The 16,365-nt window shown below is 55.3% G+C and carries 15 protein-coding genes; 9 read left to right on the top strand and 6 right to left on the bottom strand.

All coding sequences use genetic code 11. The annotated features are described in order from the left end of the window. From ACTIKR_RS09890 to ACTIKR_RS09905, 4 genes are all read left to right on the top strand, one after another. On the top strand, positions 1-266 hold a 266-nt coding region (locus tag ACTIKR_RS09890; protein ID WP_442327750.1), incomplete at its 5' end, for a (2Fe-2S)-binding protein. After that, entirely contained in the window at positions 263-1,654 is a 1,392-nt protein-coding gene (locus ACTIKR_RS09895) for an NAD(P)/FAD-dependent oxidoreductase (protein ID WP_442327751.1), read from the top strand. The genes ACTIKR_RS09890 and ACTIKR_RS09895, both read left to right, overlap by 4 nt. Before the next feature lie 20 nt (positions 1,655-1,674). Further along, positions 1,675-2,028, top strand: a complete 354-nt coding sequence (locus tag ACTIKR_RS09900; RefSeq protein WP_193089596.1) for a RidA family protein — start codon at positions 1,675-1,677, stop codon at positions 2,026-2,028. A gap of 20 nt (positions 2,029-2,048) precedes the next feature. Beyond that, positions 2,049-3,164, top strand: a complete 1,116-nt coding sequence (locus ACTIKR_RS09905) for an NAD(P)/FAD-dependent oxidoreductase (RefSeq protein ID WP_442327752.1) — start codon at positions 2,049-2,051, stop codon at positions 3,162-3,164. A gap of 41 nt (positions 3,165-3,205) precedes the next feature. Here ACTIKR_RS09905 and ACTIKR_RS09910 read toward each other — a convergent pair whose 3' ends face one another. Beyond that, a complete protein-coding gene (locus tag ACTIKR_RS09910) occupies positions 3,206-5,548 on the bottom strand; it encodes an acyl-CoA dehydrogenase (RefSeq protein ID WP_442327753.1) in 2,343 nt (780 codons plus the stop codon). A 172-nt stretch (positions 5,549-5,720) separates the two neighbouring features. On the opposite strand from ACTIKR_RS09910, the gene ACTIKR_RS09915 reads away from it, so the two are divergent. From ACTIKR_RS09915 to ACTIKR_RS09935, 5 genes are read left to right on the top strand one after another with little or no spacing between them, the layout of a single operon-like run. After that, entirely contained in the window at positions 5,721-6,677 is a 957-nt protein-coding gene (locus ACTIKR_RS09915; RefSeq protein ID WP_226817112.1) for a Bug family tripartite tricarboxylate transporter substrate binding protein, read from the top strand. Position 6,678: 1 nt separating this feature from the next. Then, complete coding sequence (locus tag ACTIKR_RS09920; protein WP_193089593.1) at positions 6,679-7,632, top strand: LysR family transcriptional regulator; 954 nt, start codon at positions 6,679-6,681, stop codon at positions 7,630-7,632. Between the two features lie 21 nt (positions 7,633-7,653). After that, positions 7,654-8,625 (top strand): Bug family tripartite tricarboxylate transporter substrate binding protein, encoded by a 972-nt coding sequence (locus ACTIKR_RS09925; RefSeq protein WP_193089592.1) that lies wholly within the window; start codon positions 7,654-7,656, stop codon positions 8,623-8,625. 51 nt (positions 8,626-8,676) lie between these two features. Beyond that, positions 8,677-9,897 (top strand): CaiB/BaiF CoA transferase family protein, encoded by a 1,221-nt coding sequence (locus ACTIKR_RS09930; protein WP_193089591.1) that lies wholly within the window; start codon positions 8,677-8,679, stop codon positions 9,895-9,897. 18 nt (positions 9,898-9,915) lie between these two features. Then, complete coding sequence (locus ACTIKR_RS09935; protein ID WP_442327754.1) at positions 9,916-10,692, top strand: enoyl-CoA hydratase/isomerase family protein; 777 nt, start codon at positions 9,916-9,918, stop codon at positions 10,690-10,692. Positions 10,693-10,740: 48 nt separating this feature from the next. On the opposite strand, the gene ACTIKR_RS09940 is transcribed toward ACTIKR_RS09935, so the two are convergent. The 5 genes from ACTIKR_RS09940 to ACTIKR_RS09960 form a co-directional block, all read right to left on the bottom strand. After that, positions 10,741-11,685 (bottom strand): hydroxymethylglutaryl-CoA lyase, encoded by a 945-nt coding sequence (locus ACTIKR_RS09940; protein WP_442327755.1) that lies wholly within the window; start codon positions 11,683-11,685, stop codon positions 10,741-10,743. Then, positions 11,682-13,313, bottom strand: coding sequence for an AMP-binding protein (locus tag ACTIKR_RS09945; protein WP_442327756.1), 1,632 nt, complete (start codon positions 13,311-13,313; stop codon positions 11,682-11,684). The genes ACTIKR_RS09940 and ACTIKR_RS09945 overlap by 4 nt, the downstream gene beginning before the upstream one ends. Positions 13,314-13,315: 2 nt before the next feature. Continuing rightward, complete coding sequence (locus tag ACTIKR_RS09950) at positions 13,316-14,074, bottom strand: enoyl-CoA hydratase/isomerase family protein (RefSeq protein ID WP_442327757.1); 759 nt, start codon at positions 14,072-14,074, stop codon at positions 13,316-13,318. A gap of 11 nt (positions 14,075-14,085) precedes the next feature. Continuing rightward, on the bottom strand, positions 14,086-15,072 hold the full coding sequence (locus ACTIKR_RS09955) for a Bug family tripartite tricarboxylate transporter substrate binding protein (protein WP_193089586.1): 987 nt from the start codon (positions 15,070-15,072) through the stop codon (positions 14,086-14,088). Positions 15,073-15,167: 95 nt separating this feature from the next. Continuing rightward, positions 15,168-16,364 (bottom strand): CaiB/BaiF CoA transferase family protein, encoded by a 1,197-nt coding sequence (locus tag ACTIKR_RS09960; protein WP_442327758.1) that lies wholly within the window; start codon positions 16,362-16,364, stop codon positions 15,168-15,170. Position 16,365: the final 1 nt, after the last annotated feature.

Genomic DNA, 16,365 nt, shown 5'->3' on the forward strand with positions numbered 1-16,365 from the left:
AAGGCCGGCAATTGAACGCTCCCAAAGGTATTACCGTGGCAGCCGCATTGATGCAGAACCAAGTTTTGCATTTTCGTGACTCGCCCGTCAGCGGCCAGCCCCGCGCCCCTTACTGCCAGATGGGGGTCTGCTTCGAATGCCTGGTGCAGATCAATGGCGTGCAAAACCGGCAAAGCTGCATGACGACGATCGAGGACGGCATGGTTATTCGGATGCAGCAGGGCCAGACCACGTTTACGGTGATCCAGACAGGTGACGAACAATGAGTACACACACAAATGTCGCCATCATCGGCGCGGGGCCTGCCGGCATGATGGCCGCGGCCAGACTGACAAGCCGCAATCACTCGGTCATCGTTCTGGATGAACAGCCCCAGGCCGGCGGCCAGATCTGGCGAAATATCATGGGCACCACGACCGGACTTGCCGGCATTCTGGGGCCAGACTACGCTGCAGGCGCGGCCGTGGCCGGGCAGTTTGCCGCCTGCGGCGCGCAACACCTGCGCGGCGCAACCGTATGGAACCTGACACGCGAGCGCCAGCTCCATTATCTGCACGAGGGGCAGACGCATACACTGACGGCCGATGCAGTGATTCTGGCCACGGGGGCCATGGAGCGCCCCTTCCCCATTCCAGGCTGGACCCTGCCTGGCGTTATGGGCGCCGGCGCTGCACAGGTATTGCTCAAGGGGTCCGGCACCGTGCCGGCCACACCCGTTGTCATTGCCGGCTGCGGCCCCCTGCTCTATCTGATTTGCTGGCAGTATTTGCGGGCCAATGTGCAGATTGCCGCCGTACTGGACACCAGTTCGGGCAAGGATATTTTTCAGGCCAGTCCGGCGTTGCTTACGGGGCTTGCTGCATTTGGTGACATCCGCAAGGGCTTGTCCATGATCAACGCCATAAAGGAAAAAAAGATCCCGTTCTATCGCGGGGTGCAGAATCTGCGCGTGCTGGGCGAGGCCAGCGTGCGTTCGATCTCATTTGAACACCAGGGGCAAACCCATGAGCTCGATACCAATCTGGTACTGCTGCACCAGGGCGTCGTTCCCAATACACAATTTACCTGGCTGTTGCGCGCCGCACACGACTGGTCCGACACCGGCGCCTGCTGGATCCCCAAAGCAGATGCGTGGGGCCGGCTGCACGAGCTTGACGGCATTTACCTTGCCGGTGATGGCCAGGGCATTGCCGGCGCCCAGGCTGCCGTTACCCGCGGCGAGCTTGCCGCACTGGCCGTCGATGCCCGATTGAACCCCGTGCAAGCAGATTCACTTGAGAACCGCAGCACGCCGTTGCGATCACGACTGAAAAAGGACATGGCGCTGCGCCCGTTTCTGGATGCCGCCTATATGCCCAAACGCGAGAACCGGATTCCTCATGACGACACGATTGTTTGCCGCTGCGAAGAAGTGACTGCCGGGCAAATTCGGGACTTTGTCCAGCAAGGCTGCATGGGACCGAATCAGGCAAAGTCGTTCAGTCGCTGCGGGATGGGCCCCTGCCAGGGTCGCATGTGCGGGCTCACGGTGACCGAAGTGATTGCCGATCAGTTGAAGGTTGCGCAGGATCAGGTCGGCTACTACCGGATCCGCGCACCGCTCAAGCCGGTTACACTGGCAGAGCTGGCCTGCGCCACACATTCCGAATTCTGATTTTTTCACAGGAGTAAACGATGTCAACAATAGAACGTTTCGAAACCAACAAGCGGATGAGCCGCGTCGTCAAATACAACGGCATTCTTTTTCTGAGTGGCCTGACAGGCGACAATCCTGACGAGGACGTACAGGGACAGACCCGCAGCATTCTGGCGAAAATTGAAAAACATCTGCAAGCACACGGTTCATCCAAAGACAAGATCCTGACTGCGCAGATCTGGCTCAAGGACATTGACCGGGATTTTGCAGGCATGAACGAAGTCTGGGACAGCTGGTTTCCTGAAGGCACTGCGCCCACACGCGCCACTGGTGAATCCAAATTAGCTGCCCCCAAGCTGCTGGTTGAGATCATCGTCTCGGCGGCCGTGTAACTGCACGACCAGGGCAACCCATGAGTCACCATGTCAAATGTGATGTCATCATTGTCGGTGGGGGCATTCATGGCGTTGCCACAGCCTATTTCCTGGCAAAGAAGGGCCTCTCGGTTATCTTGCTTGAAAGGGACTTCTGTGGCCGCTGCGCCTCGGGCGTTAATGCCGGTGGTGTGCGAACCCTGGGACGAGTATTGCCGGAAATCCCCCTTTCCCTGGCGTCCTCGACACTGTGGCAGACACTTGATTTTCTGCACGATTTTGATGGCGCCTTTGTGCGAACGGGGCAAATCAAGGTTGCCGAATCCGGGCAAGACATGCAGATTCTGCGCGAACGCCGGGATCTGCTTGCCCAACACGGTTTTGATCACGAAAAACTCATAGACAGGGACCAGGTGCGACAGATCGTACCGGCTATCGCAGCGCACGTTCAGGGCGCCCTGTGGGTCAGCACTGACGGTTTTGCCTTTCCCTATCTGATCGTACAGGCATTTGCCCGTCAGGCCCGCAAATACGGCGCACAGATACGGGAACAATCCCCCGTCAATGCGATAGAAAAAAGCGGCAATCACTGGCGCGTGCGCACTCAAGAGCACACCATTACCGGCGAGAAACTACTGCTGTGTGCCGGCGCCTGGACCGCCGAGCTGGCGCGCCTTTGCGGGGATGATATCCCGGTCACGCCTGGCGGCCTGATGCTCATGGTGACCCAGCGCGTACCGCATTTTATCAATCCGGTCCTGGGCGCCACCAGTCGCGGCCTGTCCTTCAAGCAGTTTGGCAATGGCACAGTCGTCATCGGCGGGGCGCTGGCGTGTGAAGCCGATGCCAGGCAAAACCATGCCGAACTGGAATTTTCACGACTGGCCAACAGCGCACGCATTGTGACTGATCTTTTTCCATTTCTGAAGAATGTAAGCATTACACGGGCCTGGTCCGGGATTGATGGCTATGCGCCGGACCACACCAGCATCATCGGGCCCAGTGCATCGGTGGACAATTTGTATTACGCTTGTGGTTTTTCATCCAGCGGCTTTCAACTGGGACCGGCATCGGGCCAGTATCTGGCAGCGCTGATTGCCGACAATGCAGTCAATCCGCTGCACCATGACCTGTTGCCTGCGCGTTTTTCCTGATAAAACAAAGCCGACCGACCTTGCCATTTTCCCGTTTTGCATCAAGTTGGCAGATTCAGAACGTGCCTGGCAACGATATTGCGCTGTATCTCATTGGTGCCGCCATAAATGGTCGTCACCATCGAATGTGTAAAAGGCGCCAGGCTGTTGATCACCGTGCCGTCTTCATAATGGGTGTCGTCAAACTGGCCGCCGTGCTCGTCTGCAGCACGGGCAAGCTCCTGGCCGATTCTCATATAGGTTTCGGTAGCCCATATTTTCAGCAACGATATCGAAGGCGGCAAATCCGTCCCATTCTTTACGTACCCGGCAAACATCGAAAACAGGCTTTCCAGATCTGCAATATCCATTCGCAATTGCGCATAGCGCTGCAAAAAGAATTCACTTGCAAACAGATTTTCCTTGCGCGCCAGTGTAGTCAGTATCGAAAAGGCGTGTTGTGACTGTTGCGGGCTTCCTGCAAAAATACGTTCGAAACCCAGCAGAGCCTTGGCGATTGTCCATCCCTCATTGAGCCGGCCGACAAGGTTGGCTTGCGGCACCCTCACGTTATCAAAAAATACCTCGCAAAACTCCTGATCGCCCAGCAAATTGGTAATGGGCGACACGCTGATACCGGGGCAAGACAGATCGATCAGAAGAAAACTGATACCCGCCTGCTTCTTGACGGTCTTGTCTGTTCTCACCAGGGCAAAGATATGCGTCGCATTATGAGCCAGTGTTGTCCAGATTTTCTGGCCGTTGACAATAAAATCGTCGCCGTCTGCGACCGCTTCGGTTTTCAGGGAAGCCAGATCAGACCCAGCGTTAGGCTCCGAATAGCCCTGGCACCAAATATGTTCCCCCGAAAGAATTTCTGGTAGATACGCCTGCTGTTGCTGCGCGGTACCATATTTGATAAGCACTGGTCCCAGATTGATGATGCCCTGGTCCGGCAGCCGGGCCACGCCGTATCTTTCCATTTCCTCAAAAAAAATGAGCTGCTTCTCTGGCGTAAGCCCCATACCGCCGAAGGCTTTGGGCCAGGCGGGTGCCAGCCAGCCTTTGTCGGACAGCAAATGGTACCAGTCCTTGACTTCAGACCAGTACAGACGCCGGGCAACATGCCGCAAGGACGATGGGTAATGATCCACCAGAAAGCGACGGACCATGGATGCAAAATCCCTGTCAGCCATTTCATTCAGATCCTCATATTGCTCGGTTGCGGCCACATTCACTGTTTCGCAGCTAGTGCTGCTATCGCGGCTGCTACTTTGCGTATTGAGCTGGTCGCTGATGTACCGAAGACGGTGCCTGTCCTCGTTGCCCAGCCACGCAGACAGATGAAGGGCACGTTTCAGGTAGATCCCGACATCCAGTTCATCCGTGTATCCGATTGCTCCATGCAACTGGACCGCCAGCTTTGACACGGACACGCCAACCTGATCGGCACGGGCCTTGACCAGGCTGGCCACGGCCGAGAGCGTGATATCGCCTTTGCAATAGGCAGTCCAGGTTTCCTTCAGGGACGCCGACAATAGCAGAATATGCATGTAGGCGTCGACCATCCGATGCTGTAATGCCTGATTGGCGCCAATCGGCTTGCCAAATTGTTCTCTGGTTTGCAGATAGTCCAGCGTCATGTTGAACGCCTGAGCAGAAATGCCCAGCAATTCGTGGCTGGCAACGAACCGACCGGCATCAAGCGCCTTGTCCAGTGCCGGCCTGACTGCGCTGCCACTGGCGACAATACGCTCCTGTGCAACGGCAACGTCAAACGTAAGGTGAACCATGAACGAGCCGTCAATCCGACGCACACTCTCTATTTCTACACCCTTATCGGCGCACTCGACCCAAACCAGGACGTCATCGTCTCCCCGTGAACACTGTACTAACCAGCCGTCAGCACCGCTGCCGGGGCTGACCCATTTTTTACTTCCTTTCAACCTGAACAGCGAATTGTCCGGCGTCAGATAGGTGGCAGCATCGCCTACATTCAGCTGGCCTGTCTTTTCCTGCCAGGCCAGGCCGCAAATCAGCTCACCCTGCGCGATGCGTACCAACAGATTATTCACCGACTCCGATGGTTCCAGCTCAAGCAAGGCGACTGCGGGCATGACCGCGGCGGCAACGTACGGCTCGGGAATGGGCATTTGGCCGATTGCAGTCGCAATGGCTGCTGCAGCATCAAGTCCGAGTCCAAGACCGCCTCGTTGTTCCGGGATGAAAATCGAGGTCCAGCCGGCCGCGGCAAGTTTGCCCCACATCGGCTTCTCAAAACCCGGGACGCTATCTCTCAGACGCCGCAGTCTGGCCAAAGATGATTCGCGCTGAATCAGGCCGCGCGCGCTTTCGGCAAATTCCCGGTTCGACTCCGCAATGAGTTCATTTATTTCAAATGCCATGAATATTTGTCTCCTGTTGCCATCAAGCGATTCTGTTTGTGTCCGCCTATAGTAAATCGATTCAATTGCTCAAGGTATAACAAAATACGTCATTCAGATATCACATATTTGACATATCAAAACGGCCACACCTGAAATAGAATCGATAAAAACAATCATATTGGAGACCGACATGACAAAAGCCATTAACTTTGCTGCAATGCTGCTACTCGTACCGGCTGCAGCGGTGCAGGCAGCCCCTTTTCCCGAAAAACCGGTAACGATCCTTGTCCCCTATTCTGCGGGCGGCATCACAGATCAGATCGGACGCATACTGGCCGACAAGCTCGGCAAGAAATGGAACCAGCCAGTGGTCGTGGCAAACAAACCCGGCGCCGGCGCAGCGATCGGCACTGCGGCAGTGGCCAACGGCAAAGCGGACGGTTATCAGATCCTGATAGGGAGTGTGGGTACTGTGACCAACCAGTTCATGCTCAAGTCTCTGCCGTATAACACAGAGGATCTGGAACCCCTGCTGCAGATTTCCGAGGCGCCCAATGTACTTTACGTCAGATCATCCTTACCGGTGAAGTCTGTGACTGAACTGGTTGACTACGCCAAAAAGAATCCGGACAAACTCACCTTTGCCAACTCCGGAATCGGATCCAGCCCGCATCTTGCCGCTGCGCTTTTCCAGGATAAAGCAAAAATCAGCATTACCAATGTCCCCTACCGCGGGACTTCGGCTGCGATTGCGGATTTTCTGGGTGGGCAGGTAGACGCGTACTTTGACACCATGCAATCGATGCCCTATGTGAAACAGGGCAAGCTCGCAGTCCTGGGCGTCGCCGCTCAAAAACGTGTACCCAGCCATCCGGATGTTCCGACCATAGCCGAATCGGGTATCGCGAATGTGCTGGCCAGCAGCTGGTTTGGCGTATTCATTCCGGCCAAAACCCCTGAAGCAATAAAGACAGAAATCAGTAACGCCATTACAGAAGCAATGCAAGATGCGCAGACAACACAGAAAATTGAGAACCTTGGTACCGTGATTCGAGTTCGCGATAGACAGCAGTTCAGACAATTTTTTGACAAGGAAACGCAACGCTGGGGGGAACTTATCAAACGCCTGAATATTGCGGGCAGCTAGCATGAGTACGCCAATCAGTGAAAAAACGGCCAGCACATCCGGCGACAGCCCTGTTAACTGGGATATCAAATCGTTGCGGATTTTTATTCTTGTGGCCCGTGTCGGCAATCTCACCAAAGCAGGTGTTGAGCTGGGGATGTCGCAATCGGCGATCAGCCGGTATCTGTCCACGCTCGAAAAGCGGGCAGGCGGCTACCTGTTCCAGAGACACGGCAGAGGCGTTTCGCTGTCCGAGCTAGGGCAGCGCATCTATCCGGTTGTAGAAAAGGTACTGGAAGACCTGGGCACGCTTTCTGAAATCGTGAGCGAAGAAGCTGAAAGACTCAGCGGCCTGGTACGTATCGGTACGCTGCCTTCACTGTCACGCAACATATTCGTTCCGCTGTTTTTCCTGATGCAAAAAGAATTTCCGGGCGTGCGCCTGAAAGTCCAGGAAGGCTCCGGCGGACAAATAGACAACTGGCTATTGACCCAGCAGATAGATATCGGCCTGCCCTATCGAAACAATAACGAAAGCCAGTACGCTGACGAGTCTATTATTCAGATGCAGTCCTACCTGGTTGGCCCTATCGGCGACAAGCTCACCAGAGGCTCAAGCGTGCCGTTCAAAAAAATGCATCAGATCCCTCTTATCCTGCCGAGCAAACCCAGCGCCGTGCGAATGAAGCTGGACGAATTGGCCAGAAGAGAAAAGATACACCTGAATGTCGTCCTTGATGCCGATTCGGGCCTGATGCAAAAGTGCATTTCCGAACAACAAGGCGGCTACACCGTTTTGCCGTGGCACGCGATCAAAGATGAAGTCGAGAACCGACAGATTCAGGCTGCTCGCATTGTAGAGCCGGAAATTGCGCGAAACATTTCAATTGTGGTGAACAACAATCCTTCCAAAGCGACCCGGACAGTCAGCCGAATCATACGGTCATTGTTCGATAAAAGTCGTATCCACCAGTAAACCGCCTCCCGAGGAGACAACATGAAAACGATTCTTCCCATATCATCTGTCATGGCAGCATTGCTGCTCTGCACTGGCGTGCAGGCAGCCGATACCCAGACATTTCCGAATAAACCACTCAGAATGGTCGTGCCGTTCGCGCCTGGCGGCGGTGCGGACATGACCGCCAGAATCATCAGCGAAACACTGGCTAAAAAGCTTGGGCAGCCAGTCGTTGTTGAAAACAAGGCCGGCGCAGGGGCAACCATCGGCGCAGCTTATGTCGCCAGGTCCGCGCCCGACGGTTATACGATCCTGTACACAACGCCCGGGCCACAGATTACCAACCCCAATTTGATGAAATCGCTTCCTTACGAGCCTGATGATCTGAAGCCAGTCTCCAAGGTATCCATTGCTCCCAGTGTGCTGGTCATCAATAGCAATCTGCCGGTCAAATCGGTCGATGAATTGATTGCGCTTGCCAGGGACAAGCCCGGCCAGATTCGCTATGCCAGTGCAGGCATTGGGGCCAGCAGCCACCTGAACGGCGAACTGTTGCAGACAATGGCCAAAATCAAGCTGCAACACGTTCCCTATAAGGGTACCGGTGAAGCGCTCAAGGATCTGGTCGGCGGCAACACAGATATGGCCATCGACACGCTGGCCGTGTATATGCCATACATCAAGTCAGGCAAGCTCACCGCGCTTGGCGTAACCACGCCCACAGCCCTGGATCTGCTGCCCGGTATAGAGCCGATTGGAAAATCGCTCCCCGGATATGACGCTTCACCCATGAATTATCTGTCCGTTCCTGCGAAAACGCCTGACAGCATCGTCAGCATTCTGAACAAGGCCGTTAACGATGCCATCAAAGAGCCTGAAGTCAAAGACAAACTACTGCAACAGGGCATTCTGGCCGAAGGCAGCAGCCAGCAGGAAATAGAGGCATTGATCGGCAAAGAGCAGCTCAAATGGCAAAAAGTCATTGATGGCGCCGGCCTGTCCCCGAAATAGATGGCCCAACCGCACTTTGTTTAACTGGATGGAATCAACAGGAGTATAAAGTTGTCAAACCCGCTTTCCCATATCACCGTACTGGACTTGAGTCGAGTCCTTGCCGGTCCCTGGGCCAGCCAGATTCTGGCTGACCTTGGCGCCAATGTCATCAAAGTTGAACGTCCTGGCGCCGGCGATGATACGCGCGCGTGGGGCCCGCCATTTTTGCAGGATGAACAGGGAAACGACACCCGCGAGTCGGGCTATTACCTGATTGCCAATCGGGGAAAAAAGTCTATCTCGGTTGACATAAAATCAGCAGCTGGCCAGGAAATCATCAAAATGCTGGCCAAACAGGCAGACGTTGTGCTGGAAAACTTCAAGGTCGGCACGCTTGAAAAACTTGGCCTGGGCTACGATGATTTGCGCAAAATCAACCCGCGGCTTATCTATTGCTCGATCACCGGGTTCGGGCAATCGGGCCCCAGAAAATCCCAGGGGGCCTACGACTTCATGATCCAGGCCATGGGCGGCATCATGAGTGTGACAGGCGAAGCGGATCACAAGCCTGGAGGCGGTCCGCAAAAAATCGGCATCCCCCTCATTGATCTGATCACGGGGGTATACGCCTCGTCTGCCATTCTCTCGGCACTGGTCCATCGCAACGAAACCGGTCAGGGCGAATATATCGATATGGCCATGCTCGATGTTCAGGTGTCGCTGCTGGCCAATCAGGCAATGAACTATCTTCTTACTGATCAGATTCCGGTACGACGGGGCAACAACCATCCCAACATTCAACCGCAACGCGTATATACCTGCAAAGATGGACAAATCATCCTGGCCGTCGGCAGCGATAGTCAATTTGCCAAACTGTGCCATATCCTCGGCCATCCTGAAATGGCCGAATCAGACAAATTCAGGACGAATGCCGCGCGTGTTGTCAATTTGCCCGAACTGGATCTGTTTCTGGATCAGGCGCTGGCCAAACAGGACAAGAGCGTGCTGCTCAAGGCCCTGGAGGTGGCCGGCGTACCGTCGGGGCCCATCAACAATATTGCTGAAGTATTCAAAGACCCGCAAGTAGAACACCGCGGGCTTCTCAAAAAATTTGCGCATCCGCTGCGCGCAGAGATCCCCCAGGTTGTCAATCCCTTCAGATTTCGCAACACCGATCTCAAGCTTGACCTTGCACCCCCTACGCTTGGCCAGCACAACCGGGACGTGCTATCCGCTCTCGGGTACTCCGACAGCGACATTACCCGATTGAAAGAGCAGTCTGTTATTTAACCCAATCAAGGACACACTATGAATCAGCTGGAAGCCCTGGATATCCAAATCAAGGATCACATCGCACTCGTTTATCTGGACAACCCCCCGGTCAACGCAGTCAACACATCCATGCTCAATAGCCTGGCATTGGCCATGGATCAGTTTTCGGATGACGGCAACGTGCGTTCCGTTGTCCTGACCGGCAAGGGCAAAGTCTTCTGCGCCGGCGCAGATCTTAAAAACCGCAGTGAAATCACCGCCAATCCTGGCGGCTTGCACCAGCACTCGCGCCGTACACGCGAAGCATTCCACGCAATCCGGGAATGCTCAAAGCCGGTGATCAGTGCGATAAATGGCGCGGCGCTGGGCGCGGGTCTTGGCATCGTGGCCTCAAGCGATATCCTGGTTGCCGGACATTCAGCAAAGTTGGGCCTTCCCGAAGTAGACGTGGGTCTGCTCGGTGGCGTTCGTCATGCACAACGTTTGTTTGGCCATTCCCGCCTTCGCCGGATGATGCTCACCGGCATGCGTGTAAGCGGCGACGAGCTGTACCGGCTTGGCATCGTCGAAGCCTGCGTGCCAGATGAAGCACTGCTTGAGACGGCAATGGACATCGCCCGGGTGATTGCCGAGAAAAGCCCGCTGTCCATTCAGCTTCTGATACAAACGGCCAATGCGATTGAAGATATGAGTTTGCGCGATGGTTATCGCTACGAGCAGGATATGACAGCTGCCATAGCGAAAACAGAAGATGCGCACGAGGCTCGGGCGGCGTTTCTGGAGAAACGCAAAGCTGTATTCAAGGGGCGTTGACTTCAACAGTGCAATAGCGACGGCCTGCTACTTAGGCAACCGCATCAATCAGGTGGCCGGCTTTGCCGCCAGTTCCAGCAACGGGTTAAGCCCGCTCAAGGCCACTTTCGAATGTAACGCCCGGCCCAATACAGACTCGCAATAGGCAGACGCATCCAGCATGCGCTGCAGATCAACGCCCGTGTCCACGCCCATGGATTCAAGCAGATTGATCCAGTCTTCGGTGCAGACATTGCCGGTAAAGCCGCCCCCATATTTCACCTTGGAAGGATGGCCGCCGACACCGCCCATGGAACAATCAAAATAGCGCACGCCGCTCTCGTAGGCAGCAAGATAATTGACCATGCCGGTACCGCGGGAGTCATGAAAATGAGCGACGGGCACCACTTGAGGAAATTCTCTGATAACTGCGGCAAAAAGCCGCTGGGTTGCCGCAGGTACAGCCATTCCCGTGGTATCTCCCAAGGCCACCAATTGCACACCTGCATTGCTGAATTTCTCGACGTCACGGAGCACCTCCAGTTCGCTGACCTGCCCTTCGAAAGGACAGCCAAACGCCATGGAAATCGTTCCTACCAGGCGATATTGTCCGCTGGCAGCGGCGACCATATCCGCAATATTCTTCCACTGATCCGCACGCGTGCGCTTCAGGTTTTTCAGCGAATGACTATCCGTGGCCGACACCAGCAAACTGATCTCATTGGCGCCAATCCCCTTGCCCGAGTCTATCAGCGCACGCTCCACGGCCCGCACGTTGGCGCACGTGGCTTTGTAAAACACGCCAGGTCGTCTTTGTATGTCGGAGAGCACCTCGCTGGCATCGGCAAACTGCGGAATCACTTTCGGGTTCGAATAGGAGGTCGCTTCGATCCGCGTCAGTCCCATATCGGTAAAGCGATCGATCAGGGCGATCTTGGTAGCCAACGGCAGCATGACAGGTTCATGTTGCAGACCGTCCCGGGCGAAGCATTCACAAATTACGATATCGCTCATTTTGTCTGCTCCGTCAATCCCAGCAAGGCAATGGCATGCGCGCGCAGTTTGTTTTTCTGTACCTTTGAACTTCCGGTCATGCCGATTTGATCAAAACTGTCCACGACCCGCACGTAGCGTGGCACCTTGAAATTTGCAATGCGCGGCTTGCACCAGGCAATGAGCTCGTCGGGCGTGCAGCTATGTCCTTGTTTCAGTATAACGAAAGCGGCAGGTACTTCTCCGAGCCGCTCGTCGGGGACACCCACCACCTGGGCCAGTTCAATGGCCTCGTGCATCAGAATAAACCCCTCCACTTCCGTGGGCGCAACGTTCTCGCCACCAACACGGAAGATGTCCTTTAACCGGCCAACCATCTTCAGGCGCCCTGCCTCATCCATTTTTCCAAGATCGCCTGTCTTGAGCCAGCCATCTTCGGTAAAAGTCCGGGCAGTGACCTCGGGCATGTTGTAGTATCCGCGCATGACACTCCAGCCCTTTACCTGAATCTCGCCGGCCTGACCCGCAGGCATTATTTCATCTGTGTTCGTATCCATAATCCGCACCTGCACGCCCGTGTGGGGTAATGCCCAGCCTTCGGTGCGCAATGGCAGTGGGTCGTCCCAGCTGGACATGACCACATTGGGAGAGGCTTCCGATAGGCCATAGGCATTGCACAGGTTCGGCACTTTCATCTGGTCGTGGATTTTCTGCATGACCTCGGGGCCTGCGGCAGCCCACCCGCCACGCAAATGCAATCTTGATGCATCAAACTCCGGGTGCCCCATGAGCATAAGAAAGATCGTGTCGTTGCCTGAAGTCAGGGTGCACTTCTCCCGCTGCAGCATGGCCAGGACACGCGATACATCAAATTTAGGCAAGGTCAATAGACAACATCCGGTACTTACGGAAACCAGTATCGATAAGGTAGAACCGGCCACATGGAAAAACGGCCGGATACTGAAATAACGGTCCTCTGGTCTAATGCCCATGCGCAGCGACACCGCATAGGCATCCGAGAGCATATTGTCATGGCTGAGCATGACGCCTTTTGGGAACGACGTCGTGCCAGAGGTGTATTGAATCAGCAGGATATCATCCGGTTTGACGCTGCCACATTGGGCGTAGCAGGCATTGATGTCTTCTTCGCTGACACTGGCAATCAACCGCTCAAAGTCGATCGCCCCGGCCGGCACCGATGCCGTGTCAAACATGAGTGCCTGAGTCAGGTTTGGCAATACCTCTCCGGGCAAGTCCACGGCCAGGGCCGGCTCCACCTGGCCCAGCAATGCCGAAAAGTCAATGCCCAGGAAATTTTCCGTCAATACAATGGCCTTGACATCTGCCTGTTTCAGACAAAAGGCCAGTTCTTCCTTCTTGAAGCGCGTATTGATGGGTACGGTTACGGCGCCGATCCGGGCGCATGCAAAAAAAGTCTGCAGCCACTGCACACTATTGCCCAGCATCACCGCCACGTGATCGCCTTTGCGAACACCGCGTTGCCACAAAGCAGCTGCAGTACGGTCCACCTTGGCCGACAAGGTCCGCCAGGTCTCGCGCGATTCACTATCGATAAAAGCATCATTGTCGGGATATGCAGCCACGGTGTGGGCCAACACCTCGCTCAGGATCCTGCCTCTGGGCAACATGATCACGCTCCTTTTACGCTGCCGAATGTGGATATGGCGGACTTCCAGTCACTATTGCGCAGGTTCTTTTCAATTGCCAGCAGTTCAATCGCCATGGCGCCCTCGCGAGTCGTTTCAACCCCGGCATTGATGCAATGCTTGGTCAGCTTGACCGTCAGTGGTTTTGCATTTGCAATATCCCCAGCCATTTGCATCAGCTGTTCTGCAATCGTATCTTGCGGGACAATCCGGTTGATCAGACCGTACTCGCGCGCCTCCTGCGCATCGAAAACACGACCGCTAAAGAGCAGTTCCTTGGCAGTGCGGATTCCGGCAATCCGGCTGATGCGCTGGGTAGCGCCCACCGTACCCCAGCTCACTTCCGGATAACGGAAGGTGGCCTCGGGCGTTGCCCAGGCAAAGTCGCACGCAGCGATAATTTCGCAACCGGAGCCAAAAGCCGGACCGTGCACCAGCGCAATAGCGGGACGCGACAGTTTTTCAATCGCATCATAGGCGGCAAAACCGGCTACCCGTCTGGCCGTCATATCGGACAATGTCATATCCTTGCGCTCTTTCAGATCTGCGCCCGCACAAAACGCCGGGCCCGCGCCACGGAAAACCACCACGCGAATGCGTTCGTCCTGTTCGATCTGCTCAGTGACGCTGACCAGTTCTGAACACATTCTCACATTCAGCGCGTTTCTGCTTTGCGGACGATTCAACAGTACAGTGGCCACACCATTTTCCTCTACCGTCAGTTCAATCGTTTCATATGACATTTGTCGTATCCTTATTTGCTTGTAATATTGGCCGCCTTCAGCAGCTTTTCTATTCTTTCACGGTCCTGGGCAACGAAGTCGCTTGCCGCCTTGCTATCCATCAGAAACGGTTCAACGCCCTGCTTCTCGTACATACTGATCGTGTCAGGACTTTCCGAGACTTTTTTCAATGCGGCGTACAAAGTATCGACCACTTCCCTGGGGGTATTGGCCGGTACGGCCATGCTATACCAGCTCGAGCCCTTGAAGCCGTCGTAACCCAGTTCGTCCATGGTTGGAACGTCGGGCAACGCGGGGGAGCGCTTGTTGGCGGCAATCGCAAGCGCGTGCAGCTTGCCTTGCTTGATGAACGGCAACACCGCGGGCAAGTTCAGAAAACCGACCTTGACCAGTCCACCGGCCAGATCTGTCGATGCAGGCGCCGCCCCCTTGTAGGGGACGTGCAGTAATCTAGCCTGCGTTTTCTGTTTGAAATTTTCTCCGGTCAGATGGGGTGAACTGCCGTTGCCGGCCGAGGCATAGGTATATTTTTCCGGATTGTTCTGGCTGTCCTTGATCAGCTCATCGACCGATTTCAAACCCGAATCGGCTGCAACGGTTAACACATTCGGAATATTGCCGACCATGCCGACAAAGGTAAAGTCCTTGATGCCGTCATACTGCACCTTTTGCATCAGGGGCGTCACTACATGCGCAGCTGCTGTGCCGAACAGCACGGTATAGCCATCGGGTTTGGCCCGAGCAACATACTCGGCGCCAATGCTGGCGCCGCCACCCGGTTTGCTCTGGATGATAATGGACTGGCCCAGCACATCACTCATTTGCTTTGCCACTATGCGCGCCAGAATATCAGCCGGTCCACCGGCAGCATACGGGTTGATGAACGTAATTGGTTTATCCGGAAAGCCGGCTGCCTGCGCTGTGTGCATGACGCCCGCCGCCAGTATCGTTATGGCGCCGGCAAAGAGCCGGTTGCCGCTGGAAAAATAGTTGAACATATCTGTCTCCTGTATAGCTGATTTTTGCATCAGTCGAAAATGGCGTTGTAATGGCAGATCCGCAAAAAATACAACCGGATATGCCAGCCGTAATATCAAATTGCCTTCAGTTGCCTCAAGCCTCGGATTTGTGCTTCAGTCAGTCCGAGTTTTTCCATCAAGATACGATCTGTATGCTCGCCCAGCAGGGGTGGCCGTCCCATGACGGGGTTGTCGTATCCTGTGAATTTAAACGGTACGGCAATCCCTTCAAACTCACCCACTTGGGGGTGGGCAAAACGCTGCACCAGCTCCCGGCTTGCCACATGGGCGTCGGCAAAAATCTCATCGACCGATAGAATCGGGCCGGCCGGCACACCACGTTCGTCGCACAACTGGCAAAGCCGGTCACGATCCAGCTTGCCAATGGCCTGCTGCAACCCCTGCATGACTTCGCTGCGCCGTCGCACCCGCTCGGCATTCTTTGCCAGCACGGCGTCTGCCGCCCATTTATCCAGTCCGAGCAGCTCGCACAGGGGTATCCAGTGCTGATCGCTGCCGGTGATCTGCACCCACCTGCCATCGGCACATTCGAAGGCAGCAGAAGGCACCCGCCCGGGATGTTCGGTGCCCAGCCGGGCCGGCACTTCGCCCAGCGAAAAATAGCGCGCGGCAGCCAGTGATAGCAAGCCAACCTGCCCGTCGAACATGGAAAAATCCACATGGCAGCCATGACCCGTTCGGTCTTTGCCGACCATGGCAGTCAGAATCGCAATCACAATCCATAGCCCCGAAGTCAGGTCAGCGACCGGCAAGCCGGGTTTGACAGGACCGCCACCACGCTCTCCGGTCAGGCTCATGATGCCGCCCATCGCCTGAAAAACCGTGTCATAGCCCTTGCGCGGCGCATACGGTCCTGTCATGCCAAAGCCGGTGCACGACACATAGACGATATCCTCGTTCTGCTCCTTGATGGCATCGTAGTGCAGATTGTATTTTTTCAGGGTATCGACCGGAAAATTTTCCAGGAACACATCGGCCTCGCGTGCCAGTTCCCTGATTATTTTCTGTCCCTCTTGCGATCGCAGATTGACGGTGATCGACTGCTTGCTGCGGTTAAATGCAAAAAAGTAGGCTGATTCGCTGCCATGCTCCCCTGTCACGCGCGGCTCGAAATGACGCGTTTCGTCACCGGTTACCGGCTGTTCCACTTTGATTACCTGTGCGCCCATTTCAGCAAGAATCATAGAGGCGAACGGGCACGCCAGTACTCGAGACAGATCCAGTATTTTCAGCCCTTCCAGTGGTCGCATG

This window comes from Advenella sp., from assembly GCF_052108595.1.
Classification (GTDB): Bacteria; Pseudomonadota; Gammaproteobacteria; order Burkholderiales; family Burkholderiaceae_B; genus Advenella.